This window comes from Myxacorys almedinensis A (assembly GCF_010091945.1).
In the GTDB taxonomy this organism is placed as follows: Bacteria; Cyanobacteriota; Cyanobacteriia; order Leptolyngbyales; family Leptolyngbyaceae; genus Myxacorys; species Myxacorys almedinensis.
In genome coordinates, this window is record NZ_WVIE01000008.1 from 74,863 (window position 1) to 95,750 (window position 20,888).

Annotated in this window: 19 protein-coding genes; 14 read left to right on the forward strand and 5 right to left on the reverse strand. The window is 46.1% G+C overall.

What is annotated here, in order from left to right; genetic code table 11:
- Positions 1–63: 63 nt before the first annotated feature.
- From GS601_RS08660 to GS601_RS08675, 4 genes are all read left to right on the forward strand, one after another.
- Positions 64–984, forward strand: coding sequence for a sucrase ferredoxin (locus GS601_RS08660; protein WP_238393161.1), 921 nt, complete (start codon positions 64–66; stop codon positions 982–984).
- Positions 985–1,151: 167 nt separating this feature from the next.
- Complete coding sequence (locus GS601_RS08665) at positions 1,152–2,180, forward strand: FecCD family ABC transporter permease (RefSeq protein WP_162422881.1); 1,029 nt, start codon at positions 1,152–1,154, stop codon at positions 2,178–2,180.
- Complete coding sequence (locus tag GS601_RS08670; RefSeq protein WP_162422882.1) at positions 2,177–3,214, forward strand: FecCD family ABC transporter permease; 1,038 nt, start codon at positions 2,177–2,179, stop codon at positions 3,212–3,214. Before GS601_RS08665 ends, GS601_RS08670 begins: the two co-directional genes overlap by 4 nt.
- Positions 3,215–3,219: 5 nt before the next feature.
- On the forward strand, positions 3,220–4,011 hold the full coding sequence (locus GS601_RS08675; protein ID WP_162422883.1) for an ABC transporter ATP-binding protein: 792 nt from the start codon (positions 3,220–3,222) through the stop codon (positions 4,009–4,011).
- A gap of 399 nt (positions 4,012–4,410) precedes the next feature.
- On the opposite strand, the gene GS601_RS08680 is transcribed toward GS601_RS08675, so the two are convergent.
- The 3 genes from GS601_RS08680 to GS601_RS08690 all read right to left on the reverse strand — a co-directional run bounded on the left by GS601_RS08680 (position 4,411) and on the right by GS601_RS08690 (position 7,518).
- Positions 4,411–5,439 carry a chlorophyll a/b binding light-harvesting protein gene (locus tag GS601_RS08680; RefSeq protein WP_162422884.1) on the reverse strand — a complete coding sequence of 343 codons (1,029 nt, stop codon included), beginning with the start codon at positions 5,437–5,439 and terminating at the stop codon, positions 4,411–4,413.
- 107 nt (positions 5,440–5,546) lie between these two features.
- Complete coding sequence (locus GS601_RS08685; RefSeq protein ID WP_162422885.1) at positions 5,547–5,930, reverse strand: cupin domain-containing protein; 384 nt, start codon at positions 5,928–5,930, stop codon at positions 5,547–5,549.
- 94 nt (positions 5,931–6,024) lie between these two features.
- Positions 6,025–7,518: a chlorophyll a/b binding light-harvesting protein gene (locus GS601_RS08690; protein WP_162422886.1), complete on the reverse strand. Its 1,494-nt coding sequence runs from the start codon at positions 7,516–7,518 to the stop codon at positions 6,025–6,027.
- A gap of 726 nt (positions 7,519–8,244) precedes the next feature.
- Between GS601_RS08690 and GS601_RS08695 the strand changes: the two genes are divergently transcribed.
- The 6 genes from GS601_RS08695 (at position 8,245) to GS601_RS08720 (ending at position 14,453) form a co-directional block, all read left to right on the forward strand.
- Positions 8,245–8,382, forward strand: coding sequence for a hypothetical protein (locus GS601_RS08695; RefSeq protein WP_162422887.1), 138 nt, complete (start codon positions 8,245–8,247; stop codon positions 8,380–8,382).
- Between the two features lie 294 nt (positions 8,383–8,676).
- Positions 8,677–9,870 carry a baeRF7 domain-containing protein gene (locus GS601_RS08700; protein WP_162422888.1) on the forward strand — a complete coding sequence of 398 codons (1,194 nt, stop codon included), beginning with the start codon at positions 8,677–8,679 and terminating at the stop codon, positions 9,868–9,870.
- 559 nt (positions 9,871–10,429) lie between these two features.
- On the forward strand, positions 10,430–11,389 hold the full coding sequence (locus GS601_RS08705; RefSeq protein WP_162422889.1) for a YihY/virulence factor BrkB family protein: 960 nt from the start codon (positions 10,430–10,432) through the stop codon (positions 11,387–11,389).
- 175 nt (positions 11,390–11,564) lie between these two features.
- Positions 11,565–12,128: a class I SAM-dependent methyltransferase gene (locus tag GS601_RS08710; RefSeq protein WP_162422890.1), complete on the forward strand. Its 564-nt coding sequence runs from the start codon at positions 11,565–11,567 to the stop codon at positions 12,126–12,128.
- 6 nt (positions 12,129–12,134) lie between these two features.
- Positions 12,135–12,830 carry a glycosyltransferase family 2 protein gene (locus GS601_RS08715; protein ID WP_162422891.1) on the forward strand — a complete coding sequence of 232 codons (696 nt, stop codon included), beginning with the start codon at positions 12,135–12,137 and terminating at the stop codon, positions 12,828–12,830.
- 57 nt (positions 12,831–12,887) lie between these two features.
- Positions 12,888–14,453: a hypothetical protein gene (locus GS601_RS08720; protein WP_162422892.1), complete on the forward strand. Its 1,566-nt coding sequence runs from the start codon at positions 12,888–12,890 to the stop codon at positions 14,451–14,453.
- 52 nt (positions 14,454–14,505) lie between these two features.
- Here the strand turns inward: GS601_RS08720 and GS601_RS23560 are convergent, their stop codons facing one another.
- Together GS601_RS23560 and GS601_RS23565 are read right to left on the reverse strand one after the other, a co-directional pair.
- Positions 14,506–15,030 carry an AI-2E family transporter gene (locus GS601_RS23560; RefSeq protein WP_338017001.1) on the reverse strand — a complete coding sequence of 175 codons (525 nt, stop codon included), beginning with the start codon at positions 15,028–15,030 and terminating at the stop codon, positions 14,506–14,508.
- Positions 14,981–15,532, reverse strand: a complete 552-nt coding sequence (locus GS601_RS23565) for an AI-2E family transporter (protein WP_274381962.1) — start codon at positions 15,530–15,532, stop codon at positions 14,981–14,983. Before GS601_RS23565 ends, GS601_RS23560 begins: the two co-directional genes overlap by 50 nt.
- A gap of 383 nt (positions 15,533–15,915) precedes the next feature.
- On the opposite strand from GS601_RS23565, the gene GS601_RS08730 reads away from it, so the two are divergent.
- From GS601_RS08730 to GS601_RS08745, 4 genes are all read left to right on the forward strand, one after another.
- Entirely contained in the window at positions 15,916–16,737 is an 822-nt protein-coding gene (locus GS601_RS08730; protein ID WP_162422893.1) for a bacteriorhodopsin, read from the forward strand.
- A 138-nt stretch (positions 16,738–16,875) separates the two neighbouring features.
- A complete protein-coding gene (locus tag GS601_RS08735; protein WP_162422894.1) occupies positions 16,876–17,856 on the forward strand; it encodes a TIGR03885 family FMN-dependent LLM class oxidoreductase in 981 nt (326 codons plus the stop codon).
- Positions 17,857–18,187: 331 nt separating this feature from the next.
- Positions 18,188–18,391: a hypothetical protein gene (locus GS601_RS08740; protein WP_162422827.1), complete on the forward strand. Its 204-nt coding sequence runs from the start codon at positions 18,188–18,190 to the stop codon at positions 18,389–18,391.
- Between the two features lie 210 nt (positions 18,392–18,601).
- Positions 18,602–20,746 (forward strand): amylo-alpha-1,6-glucosidase, encoded by a 2,145-nt coding sequence (locus GS601_RS08745; protein WP_162422895.1) that lies wholly within the window; start codon positions 18,602–18,604, stop codon positions 20,744–20,746.
- The last annotated feature ends 142 nt before the right edge of the window (positions 20,747–20,888 follow it).

Here is a 20,888-nt window from a genome sequence, read left to right on the forward strand (position 1 = left end):
AAAGCCAATGGACATGATCCGATCGGCTCTGCATGGCACTACGATCGCTAGCTCATCATCGAAATGCCCCAACCCTGGGAGCGATCGCCCTGGATGGATCATCCTATTTTGCATCCGATCTACCACGACCTGATCAAACCCTTACATGAAAATCACGGTCTCTGGATTCGTCCCCTGCTAATTGCGCCCGATTGGGATTACTCGATTCCCGGACACACCCGCATTCTGTACTATCATCGTCCAGCCGGATTATTTGCTCAATTTGAAAAGCAAGAGTTTATCGTACCCACCGATCAAATTTTTCCACTCGCAGCAGCACTGTTGCAGCAGCCAGACCAACTCCCTCAATTTGAAGCCTATCGACAGGAAACATCGCATATCCGAGAGTTGATGGTTTGCACTCACGGCAATGTCGATGTTGCCTGTGCCCGCTTTGGCTTTCCCATTTATGAACAACTCCGTAATGACTATGCCGCAAACTCCGAAGGAAAGTTGCGCGTTTGGCGATGCAGCCACTTTGGTGGACACGTCTTTGCACCTACTCTAGTTGACCTACCAGAAGGGCGTTACTGGGGGCACTTAGAGCCTGAGATGTTAGATCTGTTGGTGCATCGCAATGGTTCGGTTGCAGACTTGCGTTCCTTTTACCGGGGCTGGTGTGGGTTGAAGCAGTTTGAGCAAATTGCCGAGCGAGAGATTTGGATGCAAGAAGGTTGGAACTGGCTTAATTATCTCAAACGGGGAGCAACGACTGCGATCGCACCCACTCACAACGAAGATGAAGAGGCTGATTGGGCAGAGGTACGAATTGAGTACGCCTCACCAGATGGCGGCATTCAGGGAGCCTATGAAGCCAGAGTAGAAGTCTGTGGCACGGTGATGACTCAATGGCGATCGGGCATCGATCAACCCGTGGAAGAAACCAAGCAATATCGAGTCAGTCAACTCATCAAACAAACTCCAGTCGCTCAAAATTCTGTCTAAGCCTCACACAACTCGTGCCAAGCGCCAACCGCAGTTGGGTTGAGAGATCGCGGGTGCCATTTTCGGAAGATCCGCCGATTCTCATCCTAGATCGAGTCACGCAAACCCCTAGACTGTATAATCAGGAATAATTTTCATTAGCAACGTAGAGGCAAGCCGCCAATAGTATGATCAATAGCGAACGTCCGCCTAAAGACTTGACACAACCCAGATTATCGCCATTGATAGGGCTAGGTTTGGGTGCGATCGTATTGCTCATTTGTTTGATATTCAGCGTCACCTTGGGTGCCAAAGATATCCCGCTACCCACTATTTTGGAGTCATTCACAAGATTTGACAACTCTGTTGATCACCTGGTAATTCAGACGGTGAGAATCCCGCGATCGGTGCTGGCAATCGTTGTTGGTGCTGCTCTGGCGGTGTCTGGCGCGTTGATGCAAGGCTTAACCCGCAATCCTCTGGCTGAGACTGGAATTTTAGGCATCGGAGCAGGGGGCGCGCTGGCGGTTGTGGCAACACAATTTTTGTTTGGCAGTGCCTCGCTGACGGCTTATGCCAGTGCTGCCTTCCTCGGTGCAGGCGCAGCAGCCGTGGCGGTTTACGGTTTAGGCACATTGGGACGCGGCGGTGCAACGCCATTAAATCTCACCGTCGCAGGGGCAGCGCTGACCGCGTTTATTTCCTCGATCACAACCGCCATCTTGATCGTGAGCCAGCGAACATTTGAGGAAATTCGGTTTTGGTTGGCGGGTTCTTTGGCAGGGCGAGATTTTAGTCTGCTTTTGCAGGTTTTGCCGTTCATGGGTATGGGCTTGCTGATAGCATTTTTGCTGGGCAGACAAATTACCACCATGAGTTTGGGCGAAGACATTGCCACCAGTTTGGGTCAACGCACCCTGTGGATCAAAATCTTGACCGCCACGAGCGTGGTTTTATTGGCAGGAGGTGCAGTCGCGATCGCCGGTCCGATCGGCTTTGTGGGTCTGGTTGTGCCGCATGTGGTGCGCTTTTATATCAAAACTGATTACCGTTGGATTTTGCCGTATTCTGCTCTGTTGGGTGCCATCCTGCTGTTACTGTCAGACATTGCCGCGCGGGTGGTGCTCAAACCGCAAGAAATCCCGGTTGGCGTCATGACTGCGATCGTGGGCGCGCCCTTTTTTGTTTATCTTGCTAAATCCAAGGTGAAAAAATGAAAGACTGGCTCATGGTTCGTTCTCCAGGAATGTCGTTTCGGATGGATCGCCGCCTGCCTGCGATCGTTCTTGCCTTAGCGATCGCGAGTTTTGCTGCGATCCTCCTCAATGTTGGGCACGGCGAATATGCGATCGCCGTCGGAGACATCATCAAAACGCTATTTGGCATTGATACGGGCAATCCCGATCATGTTTTTGTGATTCAAACCTTACGATTGCCGCGAACGCTCGTTGCTTTTATGGTGGGGGTCGCGCTAGCAATTTCCGGCACAATCTTTCAAGGGCTGACTCGCAATCCCCTCGCTGATCCCAGCATTATCGGGATCAATGCCGGAGCAAGTCTCGTTGCAGTGGCAGTCATTGTGTTATTTCCCTCTGCGCCAGTGTATGTCTTACCGATCGCGGCATTTACAGGTGCATTGTTGATCGCGATTCTGATTTATGGATTGGCTTGGAATGGCGGAAGTTCGCCAATTTTGTTGATTTTGTTGGGAATAGGACTTTCTGCGATCGCGGGTGCATTCACCAGTTTATTAATTACGTTTGGCTCAATTAACGAGGTCAGCCAAGCTTTGGTATGGCTAGCAGGTAGTGTGTATGGTCGCACTTGGGAGCAGTTTTTTTCCTTGCTCCCCTGGGTGATCCTATTCGTTCCTCTCGCCTTTGGGCTAACGCGGCATTTGAATATTCTCAATTTGGGTGATGATATTGCGACAGGACTCGGCAGCCAAATTGAATGGCAGCGAGGCTTGCTCGTTATTGTTGCTGTCGCCTTAGCTGGCTCATCTGTTGCTACCGCAGGCAACATCGGCTTTGTGGGGTTAATTGCACCCCATCTAGGACGTAAGTTTATTGGGGGAAATCATGCCAGTTTGTTGCCCGTAGCTGCTTTGCTCGGCGGGTTTCTAGTGGTGGCGGCTGACTTTGTTGGCAAAACACTAGTAGCCCCAATCGAACTTCCCTGCGGAGTTATTACAGCCGCGATCGGTGCTCCATTTTTTCTCTACCTGCTCATTCGTAATCGCAAGCGTTAATACCCATGAAAGGACTCACAACCCAAAATCTATCGTTAGCCTACGACGGCACAACCATCATTCAACAACTCACCGTATCGATTCCTACAGGACAAATCACCGCATTGGTCGGCGCAAATGGTTGCGGAAAATCGACGCTGATCAAGGGCTTAGCAAGATTGCTCAAACCAAGTGATGGCATGGTTTATCTCGATGGCAAATCGATTGTTCAGCAATCAACCAAATCTGTAGCTCAACAATTAGGGCTGTTGCCCCAAGGACCAACTGCTCCTGAAGGCTTGACCGTCAAAGATTTGGTGGCACAAGGGCGATACCCCTATCAAAATTGGATGCAGCAATGGTCAGATCAAGATGAAAAACTGGTTCAGCAGGCATTAGAAATTACAAACTTAGTTGAATTGAGCGATCGCCCATTGGATACTCTCTCTGGTGGACAGCGACAACGCGCTTGGATTGCCATGGCACTTGCCCAAGATACGGAAATTCTCTTATTAGATGAGCCAACCACCTTTTTAGATTTGGCCCATCAAATCGAGGTGCTAGATTTGCTACATGACCTAAATCAGCAGGGGCGCACAATTGTGATGGTACTGCATGACCTGAATCATGCCTGCCGCTATGCCGATTGTTTAATTGTTGTGAAAAACGGTCGGATTTTTGCAGTCGGAGAACCGCGATCGATTATGACGGAAGACCTGGTACAAGAAGTTTTCAATTTGGAATGCCGGATTTATCCCGACCCGATCGCTAACACACCGATGTGTATCCCGATGGGGAATAAACGAACCAAAAATTGAACAATAGCCACCAATCAGACTATCAAAAATCAAACTATCAAAATTTGGATTGTTTGGTAGTTTGTACAGATTAGTTTGTATAGGTATGAACAGGTATTCAGTACATTTTGCTGATGATCATTTTCGTACCATCTTTAATACAGCACTGGTAACAACAGCATCGCGATCGCACCGAGACCATACCTACGCTCTGCCCACAACACCTTTTAGAAGAGGCTCAGCAGCACTTTATCGGAGCAGCTACGAGCCGTGGTTTTATACTGTTTTTTATACTTAGAGGCTTCGTGAATTGGAAGAAGGCATCATCGGCAGCACCCCTAAAGTCCGCCAGTGGTAAGGAAATTTGCAACCCCTACCACTGGCGTGAATGAGCCAATGATCAGCCGCCGCTTATAGCGTCTACGACTCGACCGTATTGAGTGCTCTCTCAACTCGCTTAAAGTCAAATCCCATCGCCCGCAGTGCGTGCCAGAGATGACCTTGCAGGAAGAAGAACGCTAAAAAGAAGTGAGAATTTGCTAACCAAGCACGAGACGTATGGGCACCCATCGGCAGTCGCACCGTATCGGCAAAATAAGGCGTGACCCCCAGTTTGACATCTAGCACAGGACCGTAAAACTCGACGGGATAAGCCAATGTATTGACAGCACAGAAATAAGCTGCCACAAACCCTGCCAAGGCAATGCCGCCTAAAGAATAGGAAAGAATCGCTTCACCAGAAAAGATCAGCACTTTCTTCGCCCAAGCCAGGGGCGGCACTAAAATATGCCAAACGCCTCCAGCAATCAGCATTAAACCAACATAAACGTGACCTCCGACCAAATCTTCTAAATTGTTCACGCTGGCAAAGTGCGTTTGATAACCATAAATAACCAACGGGTTAAGCGTCGGACTTGTGACCATCCGCACATCTTGAATGGTGGAATCGTATAACCCACCAAAATACATGGCTTTGGCAACGAGCAATAATGCGCCTACACCCAAAAAGAGAAGATGATGACCCAAGATCAACCCCAATTGCCGAGAATCGTCCCATTCAAAATGAAACTTACGCGCTTGACCTTTCGCATCCTTTAAGTTTTCTGGCGCTCTAAAGCTGTGAAATAAAGCTCCTGCACCCAAAACCGCAGAGGAAATTAGATGAACAGCACCTACCACAAAGTACGGATAAGTACTGACAACTTGCCCGCCTTGCCCGACTCCCAAGCCCAATGTTGCAAGGTGAGGTAGCAAGATCAATCCCTGCTCACCCATGGGTAGGTCTGGTGTGTAGCGAGAGAGCTCAAACAATGTAAAGGCCCCTGCCCAGAAAGTAATTAGAGCAGCTTGAGCAACATGAGCCGCAATAAACAAGCCAGATAGATTGGCAAAGCGAGCATTTCCTGCCCACCAATCGTATTTAACGTTTGGACTGTCGTATGTTTGCATGATTGTTGTTTCCTTGTTGAGAAGAATGATCGCAAATTCACATTTTTGTGTTGATTTCTACATCACTACACCACCTCCTTAACGGGCAATTTGGCAATCGCTAAAACCTATAAGTTAATAATCCAAGATGATTCACCAATATCTGGATCGGGTCTACAGCGATTGAGTAAAAAGATGAGTTGGGATTGTGTTTGTAACATGTGATAGGTGTTTGCAGGAATGAACACAAATACTCCAGGTTCTAATGTCACGATTTCATCATTTACAGTTAGAGTGCCATTGCCCTCTATGACTGCGATCGTAATATCTTGAGCATCGCAAATTTCTGGCAGTTGCACGTCTGTACCTAAGCTCATGATGCTTTGCTGATAAAGCGCCTGATCGCCATAGCCATGGTGAACGATTTCCAGATTAAGGACTTGGTGGGGCTGGATCTGAGCCGGCAATAGTTGCAGATAAAACGATCGTCGCCTATCGGCTGTTTGCACCATAAAAGCCTCCAGAGTTAGGAATTGAGTATTAGAAAATGCCTGAGATAACCTGCACAATCTCAGGCATGAACAGCAAGCAACCTTGTGCAGAGTTTTAATTTGCGACAGATTGGGCAATTTGTTTCAGCAAATCTAAGTTGTCTAACAGCAAAAAAGCAAAGAATGCACCGCCAACGCCCCCGACCAAGAAGGCTCCAGAAAATTGACTCCAAGCATCAGACGTTTTAAGGGAGTCAGGAATGTTAGGTGTATAGAACTCTGAAAGACCTCTAGTTTCGATCGCAAGTCGCGCTTTATAGGAAACACTGCCATAAAGCGAGAGACAAATCGTGGCAATCACAATCAGCGCTGAGGCAGATAATAAGCCTGCAATATTCGCGGTTTCTGCATTCCGAAGCGGACCCAATTTCACAAAAGGGCCAATCAGCCAGTAACCATGGGCCATCCCAATTTCTAGCCCACGGCTCAATGGTGATAACCCTGGACGGTAAATGGGCAGATTCTTTAAGAAATTTAGCGTAATGTCTAGGGAATTTACAGGTGTTGCCAAATCCCCGCTTTGGGATAAAGGTCGCACAACTTGTCCTTTGCGAAAATCAAATCCGGCTGCTTTTCCCCGGGCTTGAATAGCATGCCAGATGTGACCCGCTAAAAACAATACAGCAAACACAAAGTGAAATGTCGCTAGCCAGCCGCGCGCTGAAACAATTCCATCAGCACTGACAATGCTGCCAACAGGACCATAAAACACATCAGGATAGACGGTATTATTGACCATGGCAAAGTAAGCGGCAAGAAATCCCATATAGGCAAGTGCGCCCAAACTATAAGAAAGATACGCCTCGCCCGACCAGATTAGCGATCGCTTTGCCCACAAAAAGGGTTTGGTCACCAGATGCCAGATGCCACCGCCCACGCACAGTAGCCCAACCCAAATATGACCACCAACGACATCTTCCAAATTATCCACACTCGCCATCCCTGACCAACCTTGTGCCCCGACGAGATAACCAAAAATTCTCGCTGGATTTAGAGTCGGTTCTGTGATGATCCGTACCGCACCATTTGCTCCTGCTGCGGGATCAAACAATCCGCCCCAAAACATCGCTTTTGCCACTAATGCCCAAGCACCCAGACCCAGCAAAACTAAGTGAATACCAAGGATGCTAGTCATCTTATTCGCATCTTGCCAGTCGTAACCGAACAGACCTGCAAACGATCGCTCTTGCTTTAGAGTTGCTGGACCAAACAGGGCATGAAAGATGCCGCCAGCCCCCAAAACTGCTGATGAAATTAGGTGAACTGCCCCAATGACAAAATAGGGGTAAGGGTCTTGAACAATGCCACCATCGCCAACCCCGATTCCTAACGTCGCTAAGTGAGGTAACAGAATCAAACCTTGCTCATACATTGGCTGTTGGGGGTCGAAGCGGGCAATCTCAAACAGGGTCATTGCACCTGCCCAAAATACGATCAATCCAGCATGAGCCACATGAGCGCCCAAGAGCCGCCCAGAAAGATTTGTGAGCCGTGCGTTCCCAGACCACCATGGAAAGGTCTCGGTTGATTGGGCAACTGTGGTTGTCATGGCGTTGTCCCTCCTTAAAAGAAAAGCCTGATCAAAATGGCGAAAATTCCTAGTGCTTATTGAGTATTAATCTCAATATCTAACGAGGGCTATCTTAGCAGACTATTGAGATGTTGTATCAATAAAATTCTATTAACTAATGTTAACCGCGAGTTTGGTAACTGAATGAACAAAACTGAAACAGCGTATCACTGCAACTAACGCAGGTAGAAAGTGCTGAAAGCTAGCTAAAAGACAGCTTCTCAGAGTTTATTCCTGGGATGAATCACCTGCGATCGCGCTCCGATTCCTATTAAGCCGTTCAGTTTAGCATCTACAGACTCTGCTAATTATTCATAAGACTTGCTATGTAATCTCAATAGCTGGTACTGTAGTCGAAAGAATCCGATTTTTCAGATAACCTCATGCCTAGTTGGGCTGAGCCTGATCTCTGACGTACACTGTCAATCAGAGAGCAAGCCCAGTCCTTTTTGTGTTGGTGGATCGTTTTGTAGAGCTTTGTAGAGCATAGTGATCGCTAGCTTGGCGCTGCCAAATCTTGGAATAAACCCTAGAAATCCAGACCTGCGACTAGATATCTTGAGGAGGATTTGGCGAGATTGTCCCTATCTGTCACCTTCTCGTCACATTTCATACCCACTGTAAAAGTAGGTTTTATTTAGATAAAACAGCGATCGCAACAATTGTGACTCTACTTTTGATTCAGCCAGTGCTTCGCCCCAGCGAATGAACAATCTCGTAAAATTGCTCAACAGTTTTGGCTACAACACTGTGTTGCTTTGGGGATGCGAGTATTGGTATTGGCACCAAAAAAATGGGCGCTCTCATCGGTGGCAAGCGGTTCAACACTTGATCGAGGCTTGAGTCGTTCAAGATAAAACCAAAGGATAAAACCACGGAGTTCTAATCAATAGATAAAAGCTTGGAAAATAGAAAGATTGATGACTCATACCAAATTGATTTTTCACGGCGACAGATCCTCGACCCCCCTGCCTATGGTATCCCCCCTTGGTTAGGAAAGACTTTCCGGCTCCCCTCCTTAGTCAGGAGGGGTTGGGGGAGGTCACACGTCTGTAGCATTTATAGATTAATGTGGTATCAGAAGCCAAACTGTTGTCATCGCGTAAGCAAACTTAGACATACACGAGGGAAAATAATATGAATCTCTTTTCAACTGATGAGCTAACGGTCTTAACCACAGAATCTGAAACGACTTGTGTTTCAATTTATTCACCAATGGAGCGATTAGGAGTTGAAACACAGCAGAACCCGATTCGGTTTAAGAATTTGATACGCCAAGCAGAGGAAAGACTGATCGCAGGAGGACTGCGCGGACAAGCTGCAAGAGACTTGCTAGAACCTGCACTTCAACTGGATAATTACGAATTTTGGCAGCATCAGCAAACCGGATTAGCGATCTTTCTTTCACCCAATTTATTTCGTTACTATCGGTTGCCAATCGACGTTCCTGAATTAGTTGTTGTTAATGATGCTAAAAACGATACTGAAGGAGGTGCGCTGTGCAATCGGTTCCATGTCAAACCCCTGCTGCCGTTGTTGTCTGGAGATGGGCAATTTTATATCTTAGCGCTCAGCCAAAATCAAATCCGATTGTTTCAAGGAACTCGCTTTAGTGTGGGTGAAATTGAGCTAGAGGATATGCCGACCAGCATGGCAGAAGCACTGAGATTTGATGATCCTGAAAAGAGTTTACAGTTTCACACGGGCACTCCTCCATCGGGAAGCGGTGGTAGTCGAGCCGCAATCTTTCACGGTCAGGGAGCCGGAGAGGATGACCAAAACGAGAATCTGATCCGTTACTTCCGTCAAGTAAACGACGGCTTACAAACCTTTCTCAAAAATCAGCGATCGCCGCTAATTTTGGCAGGTGTAGAGTATCTCTTCCCGCTTTATCGTCAAGCTAATACTTACTCCTATGTGCTGGAAGACGGTATCCCTGGCAACCCAGAGACCTTGACCGCCGAAGAGCTACAGCAATCAGCTTGGGCGATCGTGCAACCCTACTTTGAACAAACTCAGCAAGAAGTAATCAGCCAATACGAGGCTTTGACAGAGACAACGGGGCAAACAGCAAGTGAAGTCCAAACTGTGGTTTCAGCCGCATACTATCATCAGGTTGAAGCTCTGTTTGTTCCGGTTGGGCAGCAACAGTGGGGACGATTTAACCCTGAAACTGGAGAGGTGAAAATGCATTCTGCTTCTGAACCAGGCAACGAAGACCTGTTAGATTTTGCTGCCTTACATACCCTGCTAAATGGAGGAACAGTTTATGCAGTTGAGCCAGACAAAGTACCGGGGAACAAACCCATTGCTGCTGTTTTGCGTTACTAGCAGCTAAAGAAAGATTGCTCGCTTCACTTCTTGCAATGACTGCCTTTGTCGCCTAAGAGCATGAGATAATCAGGGGACAAAGAACTGTTTTCGATCCCATGTTTTCGCTCAAATACTCCAGCGATCGCGCCAATGATCTGATAACTTACACTCCTACCAAGCCCGTAGGCAAATCTGTGATAAGCGTGTTTCAGTTTAGCCATTTCTCGATTCGCACTTGCTTGCCTCAAGACGTTTCCAAGCGTTGCATCAAGGGTTTAAGCTGGCATGGGCTTTCGATTACTGTCTTGCTAACAGGGTGCTTTGTTTTACCCAGCAGAGGTTTTGCTCAAGAAGCATCTCCAGAGCCTTCTCAATTTGAGTAATATTTTTCTGGCATCATTTTGTTGGTGTCGCGTCTCTAGTTGACAGCCATTATGTTGATCTATAGTGAACAATAAGAAAAGTATTGCCAAGGGTTCTATGAATAGTTATGTAAACTCAACCGGATAAATGCCAATGCTGAGCGCGATCGCTGATAGGAGATGCGAACGATTTGAAATAGCAATGCAGGCAAGCTATGACGATTTTTAGAAAGGGTTGGCGATTATTGAAAGCGACGATTGAAGAATGGCAGGTCAATGACGCATCGCTTTTAGCATCTTCCCTTGCCTACGTTACGGTCTTCTCCCTTGCGCCCCTGATGGTGATTGTTGTTATGGTGGTAGGCGCAATTTTTGGTGAATCAACGGCGCAAGAACAGATCGTGGCGCAACTTGCAGAATTTATGGGAGAAGAGGGCGCTCAACTGATGGCAACCGCGATCGAAAACATGCGAGCTGAGGCAGAGGGAGGTCCGATTCAACTTGTGATTAGTTTAGGGTTTCTAATATTTGGGGCATCGGGGGTCTTTAGCCAGATACAGCACGCCCTCGATCGCATTTGGGAAGTTAAACCAATACCAGAGCGGCAATGGCTACACTTTTTACGCAAGCGCTTATTATCTTTCGCGATGATTTTGGCAGTTGCATTTCTGTTGCTCGTATCATTTGTCGGCACAACTGCACTAGCTGCGATCGTAGAGTATCTCAATGAGTTGGCTCCAGGATTGGGATATGTGTGGCATTTGCTGCGCTGGATACTAACGTTTACAGTTACAACTGTTATTTTTGCCATGATGTATACAATTTTGCCTGATGCTGAAATTGAATGGCGCAATACGGTCATCGGGGCAGTGATCACAACCATTCTATTTTTGTTGGGACAAGCCTTATTTGGGCTGTTTCTCAATCAAACTGATTTTGGTTCTGCTTATGGTGTGGCAGGCTCATTTATCATCGTGATCACCTGGATTTATTACGCGGCTCAGGTGCTGTTTATCGGCGCAACATTTACCAAGGTCTTTGCTCAACAGCGGGGAGTTCCAATCGTGCCAAGCGACTATGCAGTGCCGATCTCTCATGAGGAACGCCATTCTCGCTCTGCTCGACAAAAGCGACAAAAATCACCACCGCTTCGGCTCAGACATCCCCGCAGATAGAGGAGATGAATTTGCCTTCTTGTCAAGCTATTTACCATGGTGCAGGCTAGCCGGATGACTGGGAACTGGAACGCAACTTGTGAGTGTAGGATTTGGGAGCAGCGGATACTCATACTGATGGTAAGCTAACCTTGCTTAAACGTTGCATAGGATAGAGGATAGAGGCAGTGTAGATATGTCAGAAGTGTTGTTAGAACCGTTGTTACGCAAGTTGCGAGTGCGGCAGGTTGTCCGCCAGATTCCGGCTAATGCAAAGCTACTAGATATAGGATGTGGTCGCTCGGCAGTGTTGCTCAATGCGATCGCGCCTCATATTGCCCACGGTGTTGGCGTTGACTTCAAAGTTGAGCGGATGCAGACCAATAATATCGAGACAATTCCGATTAAACTCATCGATTCATTGCCCTTTCCAGACAATAGTTTTGATGTGGTGACAATGTTAGCAGTCTTAGAGCATCTCGAACACGAAACTCCGATTCTGCGGGAAATTCATCGCGTTCTAAAACACTCTGGCAAACTGATTCTCACCGTTCCATCGGTTTGGGCACAACCAGTTCTTGAGTTTTTGGCTTATCAACTCAAGATTGTAGATGAGGCAGAAATTCGAGATCACAAACGATATTACGATCGCCAAGCACTCCAGAACATAATTGTGAGAGAAGCCAAGTTTCAGGACTTTCATCATCAATATTTTCAGTTTGGGATGAATAATTTCTGTTTAGCAACAAAGCGGAGTTAGCAATCCATGAAATTATCTGTTGTCATTCCATGCTTCAATGAATTGGGGACAATTGGAGAGGTTGTTAAAGCTGTTAAAGCTTCTCCTATTCCAGATTTGGAACTGATCGTTGTTGATGATGGCTCAACAGACGGAACTAGAGAACTGTTGCAACGGGCAATTGAGCCACAGGTTGATCGGGTTATCTACCATCCTAACAATCAAGGTAAAGGGGCAGCCCTACGCAGTGGATTTGCTGCCGCAACTGGAGATGTAGTGATCGTTCAAGATGCTGATTTGGAATACGACCCCCAAGAATTTCCGCTTCTGCTCAGACCTATTTTAGAGGGCAAAGCCGATGTAGTGTTTGGCTCTCGGTTCATGGGCGGGCAGCCTCATCGTGTTGTCTATTTCTGGCATATGGTGGTCAATCGCGGTTTAACAATGCTCTCTAACATGTTGACCAATGTTAATTTGACGGATATGGAAACCTGTTATAAAGCCTTTCGCCGAGATATTATTCAAGCCGTTAAGATTCAGGAAAATCGGTTTGGTTTTGAACCAGAAATTACAGCGAAAGTTGCCAAAATGGATTGCCGAATTTATGAGGTCGGAATTTCCTACTACGGACGAACATATAAAGAAGGGAAGAAAATTGGTTGGAAAGATGGATGTCGAGCTATTTTTTGCATCTTGAAATACAACTTATTTTCGTTTAGATAGGCTTAGATTAATCATCAAAATATCAAGAGAGAAGCCAAGACTAATTCAGATCACTTTATGAGTAAATTTGGCGCAAGTTCAGCATTCTACTACTTATTACCTCTCCTTGTCATCTTCATCTCATTTCGCGCTTTTGCAGGATTCCTCACTCCTGATTTTGATGCGGATCAAGCCATTCATGTATTGATGGCAAATGACTTAAAGCTGCCAGACGATTTATATTTTTGGGGACAAAGCCGCCTTGGTAGCCTCTTACCAATTGTGAGTCATCTTATCTTAAAAATCGTCTCGATCTCGCCGCTTAAAGCAGTCTCATATGTTCATTTTCTCTTGCTGCTGACTGGATATTTTTGCTTTGCTAGCCTCCTTTCAAGAGGTCTTTCAAGAGTTATCTTGGCATTGGTTTGGTTTCTTCCAGCTACTCCGTTCATGAAAGTTGTGGAAGTAGCTCACCCCTACAGCCCACAATTTGCCTTATTTGGAATTGCAGTTATATTTGCACAAAATCTAATGCAAACTTCAGCAAGAAAATCCTATGAAAGTCGAATATTCATCTTGATTATTATTTCTGCTTTGCTCCTCAGCGTATGGGTTTCCGAACTCTCGATCGCGCCAGTTTTGTTAGCCATAATTCTAATATTAGTTCGGTTTTTTAGGAACTATCGCACTGCGAAATTTCGAGCGATCGCACCTCAATCATCTAGCTTACGTCAAATAAATCTATTTAAATCAAATCTGCTGTATGCTCTCATTATTCTATTAGCTTGGGTTGCTTTTTTAGCTTATGCAAAGCTAACTGCGTCTCCAGAGGATATCAAGGTTGGGTTTGCACAAATCAATAACTTAAGTATTATTGTTGAGATTATTCAAGTAGCCTTTACTTCTACACTAAGCGTCCTGTTATTTCAAGCAAATAATCTATTCTTGAGTTTGCACTCTATTACCAGTTTAATTGCCATAGGCGCGATTATTAAATACATTTTTCACGCTTATTGTCACCAATCCTTTACTCTACCTCTTTCGCCACAGTTAAAGTGGGCAATGTTTTTCTTGATGAGTGCATTCCTTACTTTTCTATTAATCCTTGCCTCATATTGGACTTATTATCAGAGTGTACCCTCTCGATATTTCATCGTTGTTTATCTTTTTGTTTGGATTAGCGCCCTTCTGATTGTTGAGCATTTCCATTGCTTGAGTATAAGCCAAACTGTGCTCAAACGAATGAATGCGCTTTTGTTAATTACTGCTCTGCTAGGTAGCTTTAGCCTTCCAGGATATGTATTTTCACTTGAAAAGCCTCTATCAAAAAGTGCACAACTGCAACCCCTTGAAGCACTTGGGCAAGCAGGATTTATTGGCAACTATTGGGCATCGTATCTTATGTGTATTCCTAACCCTAGTCTACTGAGTTGTACACCGCATGATCAAGATTATGTTCGCTGCGATCGCTGCGTTACTCAAGTTTTAAATTCCCCTGTTATCTATCTAGTGAAAAACGATTGGCTAAACACGTTTCCAGAGGAAATCGAGCAATTTGGTCAACATCTGAGAAAACACGGAGCAGAGAACATTATTGCAGGTTATACAATAGCTCCTTATCAAAAGGTATTAAATAAGCAATGAAGATTTAGAGCAAGTCAACGTTTTGAAATGTTAATGAGATGCGACAGTTGGGCTAAGCAGACCGTTGCCAACGATCGAGAATATCTTTAAACAAGACTTCCTCAATCCAGGTTTTCACAACAACCGCAAGTGGAATTGCCATCAGCAGCCCTAATGCACCAAAGAGCGTCGTGAAAAAGATTTGTGAAGCTAAAGTGATAGCAGGTAACAACGCAACTTGATTTGCCATCACAGTTGGCGTAAGCCAGTAGCTCTCTATATTCTGAATGATAATATACAGCACTAAGACAGCCAACGCTTTCCAAGGAGCATCAAGAAACGCGATCGTAATTGGCAACACTGCACTTAAAGTAGGTCCAACATTTGGAATAAAATTTAATAGCCCTGCTAGCACCGCATGGGCTAGCGCTAGAGGCACCTGCAAGAGCCACAACCCAACGCCGCTTAAAACCCCAATAAAGACCATCTCGATCAAGGCTCCAACTGTCCAGTGCCCTAGACCTACGGCACAACAAGTAAGAACTTCATCAATTCGTGATCGATAAAAGGCAAAAGAACCGTATAAAAGCCTGACGATAGGCTTGAGGGTTAATCAGCAACATCAATGCCAATATTAGAACCAATGCTAACTCTAATGCTGCGTTCACAGACGTTGTAAACAGAGCAACGCCTTGTCCTAAGAGATTGGTCGCAAATGGCTGGATCTGTCTTAGCAATCCATTCGCGTCAGGAATGTTGGGAAAGTAGGGATCAAGCACTCGATTTTCTAGCCAGTTGATCGCCTGTTCAATCTGCTCTAGCCCTGTAGGAAATAGCGCAATAAGATGGCTAAACTGATCTAGAAAAGGTGGAATGATTAACCAGGATATACCAACGAGGGCAAGGATAAGCGAGAAAAGAGTAAGGAGAACTGCCCAACCTCGCTTGAGTCCAAGGCGTTGCAGTTGCTGCACCAGCAAGTTGAGGGCAGTTGCTAACACAATCGCTGTGAACAGGAGCAACAGAAGTCGGCAAATTTGCCAAATAATGTACAGTGAGGCAATTACAGCAATCAGTCCTAACCATTGCCCAAACTTCATAGCATTTTTCCTCGTGTTGGTAGTGCGATCGCGTTGCTATGCCAGAATCTGCGATCGCATTACTGATACGACAAGCAAAACAGGAAATGTAACTGACCGAAGAGAGATTCTGCTCCGTATCAAAGCAGTAACCTGAGTTGTCACATTTCTGTCACTTTCTCAAACAATATTGAAATCAAGTCAAGCTACCCCCAATTTTGACTGGCTAACCTGAAAAACTATTCAATAATATGAGCTTTCTCAACTGTCTCCTCCTAGCGAGGGAAGTAAAAGCTGACTTTAGCTTCTAATCATAGGAAAACTTTACGTTCAACTTGCCACACGTTGAAGTGACGTACAGATGTTAACTGGTGCCGTCTACGCAAATTTTTAGAGGTTAGAGTATGGATTGGCAATCTATCTTCCATTGGCTTTACATTGCTGGTATGTCGATTGGAGCGATCTATTTTGCAATTCTAGGTCGCAATCCTCGTGGTCTTCCCAAGCTTGAATATTTCGTTGCTACATTCATCCCAATTTGGTCAGGCTTAATGTATTTGTTAATGGTTCTTCCGACCAGTGGGAACGGCTTAGAACAAGGCAAAATTGAGGTTGCAGGGCAGATTACTCATTTCGCTCGCTATGGCGATTGGCTCATAACAACACCGCTATTGCTGCTTGCCCTCTCTTGGACAGCCATGTATCATCAATCTGATAAAGACTGGACATTGACCTTCTCGTTGATGGCAACTCAGGTAGTTGTTGTTATCTCTGGCTTAATTGCAGACCTATCTGATGTCCCGTGGGTTAGGTATTTGTGGTACACGATTGGGTGTGTTGCTTTCCTTGTCGTCATGTGGGGTATCTGGGTACCATTGCGAGCAAAAACTAGGGGCAATGCGGAACTATCGAGCTTCTACAAAGGGCTAACCACGTTTTTTACCATCACCTGGGTTTGCTATCCAATTATTTGGATTTTAGGTCCATCAGGAATTCGTTTATTTGATCAAAACGTTGATACCTTTTTGTTTTGCTTGGTGCCGTTCTTCTCAAAAGTTGTCTTTAGTTTCCTTGACCTAAACGGATTACGCAGTTTGGGACATCGTGAAGAGCAGAGCGGAGAAGAACGGTTTGTTAGCAGCACACTGCGAATCATGAATGCGATTTCGTCTCGGCAACCTCGGCGATCTCGTAGACGAGCACGCGTCTTTCCTGAAAGCTTTTGATGATGAAGCGATCGCACCTGTCGGATGATCTGTTGCACTTGCTAAGCAAAACATACTTCTTTAAAGAGTCCATTGCGTTTGGTGTAGCAACGTTGATTGCATAGATTAACAGCTAAGGATTGAGGTTAGAAAGCGACCATGGTCAAGGTTGGTTATCATGCTTCTCATGAACAGTTTAAGCCCAGTGCCTTACTGAAATATGCCCAACTTGCTGAACAAGCAGGGTTCAGCCGCATCTCGTGTTCAGATCATTTTCATCCGTGGAGTGAGCGACAAGGCGAAAGCGGTTTTGCCTGGGCGTGGCTTGGTGCGGCATTGCAAGCAACTTCATTGCCGTTTGGAGTTGTTTGTGCGCCGGGTCAACGCTATCATCCGGCGATCGTTGCTCAAGCCGCCGCTACCCTTGCAGAACTGTTTCCAGAGCGGTTTTGGATTGCAATCGGTAGTGGGCAAGCTTTGAATGAGCTAATTACCGGCGATCGCTGGTTACCGAAAGAACAACGCAATGCACGGCTAAAAGAATGTGCTGATGTAATGCGATCGCTGTGGGCAGGCGAGACCATAACCCATGATGGATTTGTTCGGATAGAGGAAGCTAAACTTTACACCCGCCCAATTGTGCTTCCTCAAATGATGGGAGCCGCCATTACGCCCCAAACTGCAAAGTGGGTCGGCAGTTGGGCAGATGGTTTGATCACTATATCTCAGCCACTGTCCCAGTTAAAGGCAGTGGTGGAGTCCTTTCGGCAAGGAGGCGGAGATGGTAAACCGATGTACCTCAAGGTTCAACTGTCGTATGCCTCAAGTGATGCGATCGCCCGTGAGCTTGCCTACGATCAATGGCGCACTAATATTTTCCAAAGCTCAGTGTTGACAGATCTGCGTAGCCCTCAGCAGTTTGACCTAATGGCAGAATTGGTTGAGCCGCATGATATGGATACCCATGTGAACATTTCATCTGAGCCTGAACAACATGTGGAATGGCTTCAGCACTATATTGAGCTAGGATTTGATGAACTTTATTTACATAATGTGAATCGAGAGCAACAACGATTTATTGAAGTGTTTGGTGAACAAGTGCTATCAAAAGTTACAAATCGTGACCCTGCCTTTCAGTAAAGTTCAGAGCGCTGAGGCTTTTAGCCCTAGCAGGCTGTGGCATCAGGTTTCTCCTGGGCTTGCAATTTCAAACTGCCGTTCTGCTCTGTATCATTTTCTCGTCACTTTTGAATGTTACGTTAGAGATAAGACGGTTTGAATGCATGATCGATCGTAAGTGATGCAGGTCTTGCTGAAATAGTCAAATAGCTTTTTTAACACCTAACTAGAATAAGAAGTACACCATTTGATAGACGTAGAGAATAAAAATGCTATTCAGAATAGCCCTAGCAATAGACACGATTGAGCTTACTAAATCTTGTTCGATGGACATTACATTAGTGGAGGAACTATGAATAGAATTTTGATTGCACTGGCTCCAGTATTGGGGATATCAATTCTGTTGGGCGCTTGTGAGCCAACTGGAACGGGTGGAACGGGTGGAACCACAACGACTACTCCAACCGTTAGTCCTACAATCACCCCGACTACTCCAATTGATCCAACTGTTAGCCCAACTGTTGACCCGACTGTTAGCCCAACAACTTCACCATAAAATATCCCTCGTTTTATTTAACCCATCGCGATCGCAGGTCTAAATTTATGTTGCCCAACTCACGAACAACATAGATTTTCTGTTGTAGAACAGACACCCCCTGCGATCGCTAGCTATCTCGATTTGCTTTTTTGAATGCTTTAACAAAGTTTGTCTAAACCGTTTGCCTAAATCAATGTATTAATCTTAGAAATATCAAAGGAGTAGACCATGCGAATTAGCGTTGGTCCACCTATTCTTACAATCAATCACGGCAGCACCTTTATGGTGAGTGATTTGGCAGGGCAAATTCATTCTGAAGGATATCTTGGCATCTTTTCGGACGATACTCGGTTTCTCAGCCACTATGCATCTTATATTGATGGGCATGAGTGGCTCCGGATTAGCTCAGCAACGACAACCTACTATGGGGCGCGAGTTTATCTTGCAAATCCAACGTTCACATCAAAAAATGGCGAAATTCTGTCAGGAGAGCTATCTCTAACGATCAGCCGCGTTGTAGAATCTGGAATTCACGAGGAATTAGAACTCACAAATCATAGACTTGAGCCAGTGAGCTTTAGCCTTGAAATTGTTCAGCGATCAGACTTTGCAGATGTTTTCGAGGTTGAGTCGCAGCAGTTTGTAAGACGGGGACGAATTGAAACCGTATGGAATAGCGACAAGCGGGAATTGTCAACCACGTATCAAAATGAAGATTTTTATCGTTGCTTAATCTATCGTGTTCGCCGTTGCAGTTCACCGGTGCATTATGCAAACGGGCGCATCACCTTTGAAATTACGCTACAGCCAGGTGAGGTCTGGAAAGCTTGCTGCAACTATGTTTTGTCAGACAATGAGCATGTGCGGGATGTTCTTGACTATAGCTATCAATCTGCGGTTGACCCCAGCCAAATCAACACTGAAATTGAACAACTCCATGCTGATTGGTGCGGCTCTGTTACCGCTATTGATTCATCAGACGAAACTTTGAATCGGCTGTACCAACAATCGGTTGAGGATTTAGGGGCACTGCGGTTGTTTGACTATGATTATGGATCTGATATCTGGATTGCTGCCGCAGGTGTACCAAAATATGTCACGCTGTTTGGGCGGGATAGCCTAATTACTGGTTTGCAAACGATGATGGTGCATTCGAGGTTTGCAGTAGGGGCACTCAAAAAACTTGCAGAGTTGCAAGCAACGGAACTTGACGATTGGCGCGATGCAGAACCCGGTAAGATTTTGCACGAAGTGCGGCAGGGGGAGTTAGCAAAACTTCAACAGATTCCTCACACTCCCTACTATGGAACAGCAGATGCAACGCCATTGTTTTTGATTACGCTACACGAAACATGGAAGTGGTCGGGAGATGATTTGCTATTGAACGACCATCGCGATGTGATATTGGGGTGTTTAGAGTGGATCGATCGCTACGGTGATCTAGATGGCGACGGCTTTCAAGAATATAAAGTTCGATCGCCGAAGGGCATTGAGAATCAGGGATGGAAGGATTCGGGAGATGCGATCGTAAATGCCGATGGAACCCAAGTTGACGCGCCCAAAGCCTTGTGCGAACTGCAAGGCTATGCCTTTGATGCCCAGATGCGAATGGCAGAAGTATTTGAGTATTTGGGAGAGTGCGATCGCGCTAACAATCTTAGAACCAAAGCAACCCATCTCCAACAGCAATTTGAGGACACCTTCTGGTGCGAGGATTTGGGATTCTATGCCTTTACGCTCGATCCCGAAAAGCGCCCCGTTAAGACTATTTCCTCAAATGTAGGGCATTGTTTGTGGAGCGGGATTATCCGACCTGATCGCGCTGCACGGGTAGTAGAGCGCCTTTTACAACCCGATATGTGGAGCGGATGGGGCATCCGGACGCTTTCTACCCAAAACCCGGCTTACAACCCGTTTTCCTATCACCGGGGCACCATCTGGCCTCATGACAACGGCATCATCGCGATGGGCTTTAGACGGTATGGCTTTGCAGAGCAAGTGGCTCAAGTTGCACAGGGCATCTTTGATACCGCAAATTATTTTGCGAGCTATCGGCTGCCTGAGCTATATGCAGGAATTCCACGGGAACCGGGCACGTTTCCTGCACCATATTTAGAGGCAAACGTTCCGCAGGCGTGGGCGGCTGCCTCGGTATTTCATTTGCTGCAAGCCATGCTCGGACTACAAGCAGATGCCCCTCACCGTCACTTGTATGTTGACCCTCACTTACCCAACTGGTTGTCGGCGATCAAGCTTGAGCGTGTTGAAGTTGGTGAGGCGCGCGTTGATTTGAAGTTTTGGCGCGAGGGCACGCAGACTCGTTGGGATGCCACGGTGACATCAGGAACGTTGGAAATTAAATCCCACCCTTGAGCCTCTTTCATTTATGCCCTGCGATCGCGGGTCAAGTTTCGATCGCGCACATACTTTACGGCTTGCTGGGCAAGCAGACAATCGCAACTAAACGGCGCTCCAGCGACCGACGTAAGGTTCATAAGCATCCCCTGCCGCCCAC

What these genes read in the sequence shown, in the direction of transcription:
- GS601_RS08675 (WP_162422883.1), top strand. Translation starts at nt 3,220, where the DNA reads ATGAAAGGACTCACAACCCAAAATCTATCGTTAGCCTACGACGGCACA.
- GS601_RS08730 (WP_162422893.1), top strand. Translation starts at nt 15,916, where the DNA reads ATGGATTGGCAATCTATCTTCCATTGGCTTTACATTGCTGGTATGTCG.
- GS601_RS08680 (WP_162422884.1), bottom strand. Translation starts at nt 5,439, where the DNA reads ATGCAAACATACGACAGTCCAAACGTTAAATACGATTGGTGGGCAGGA.
- GS601_RS08660 (WP_238393161.1), top strand. Translation starts at nt 64, where the DNA reads ATGCCCCAACCCTGGGAGCGATCGCCCTGGATGGATCATCCTATTTTG.
- GS601_RS08670 (WP_162422882.1), top strand. Translation starts at nt 2,177, where the DNA reads ATGAAAGACTGGCTCATGGTTCGTTCTCCAGGAATGTCGTTTCGGATG.
- GS601_RS08690 (WP_162422886.1), bottom strand. Translation starts at nt 7,518, where the DNA reads ATGACAACCACAGTTGCCCAATCAACCGAGACCTTTCCATGGTGGTCT.
- GS601_RS08710 (WP_162422890.1), top strand. Translation starts at nt 11,565, where the DNA reads ATGTCAGAAGTGTTGTTAGAACCGTTGTTACGCAAGTTGCGAGTGCGG.
- GS601_RS08665 (WP_162422881.1), top strand. Translation starts at nt 1,152, where the DNA reads ATGATCAATAGCGAACGTCCGCCTAAAGACTTGACACAACCCAGATTA.
- GS601_RS08745 (WP_162422895.1), top strand. Translation starts at nt 18,602, where the DNA reads ATGCGAATTAGCGTTGGTCCACCTATTCTTACAATCAATCACGGCAGC.
- GS601_RS08740 (WP_162422827.1), top strand. Translation starts at nt 18,188, where the DNA reads ATGAATAGAATTTTGATTGCACTGGCTCCAGTATTGGGGATATCAATT.
- GS601_RS08700 (WP_162422888.1), top strand. Translation starts at nt 8,677, where the DNA reads ATGAATCTCTTTTCAACTGATGAGCTAACGGTCTTAACCACAGAATCT.
- GS601_RS08685 (WP_162422885.1), bottom strand. Translation starts at nt 5,930, where the DNA reads ATGGTGCAAACAGCCGATAGGCGACGATCGTTTTATCTGCAACTATTG.
- GS601_RS08715 (WP_162422891.1), top strand. Translation starts at nt 12,135, where the DNA reads ATGAAATTATCTGTTGTCATTCCATGCTTCAATGAATTGGGGACAATT.
- GS601_RS08705 (WP_162422889.1), top strand. Translation starts at nt 10,430, where the DNA reads ATGACGATTTTTAGAAAGGGTTGGCGATTATTGAAAGCGACGATTGAA.
- GS601_RS08735 (WP_162422894.1), top strand. Translation starts at nt 16,876, where the DNA reads ATGGTCAAGGTTGGTTATCATGCTTCTCATGAACAGTTTAAGCCCAGT.
- GS601_RS08695 (WP_162422887.1), top strand. Translation starts at nt 8,245, where the DNA reads ATGAACAATCTCGTAAAATTGCTCAACAGTTTTGGCTACAACACTGTG.
- GS601_RS23565 (WP_274381962.1), bottom strand. Translation starts at nt 15,532, where the DNA reads ATGAAGTTTGGGCAATGGTTAGGACTGATTGCTGTAATTGCCTCACTG.
- GS601_RS08720 (WP_162422892.1), top strand. Translation starts at nt 12,888, where the DNA reads ATGAGTAAATTTGGCGCAAGTTCAGCATTCTACTACTTATTACCTCTC.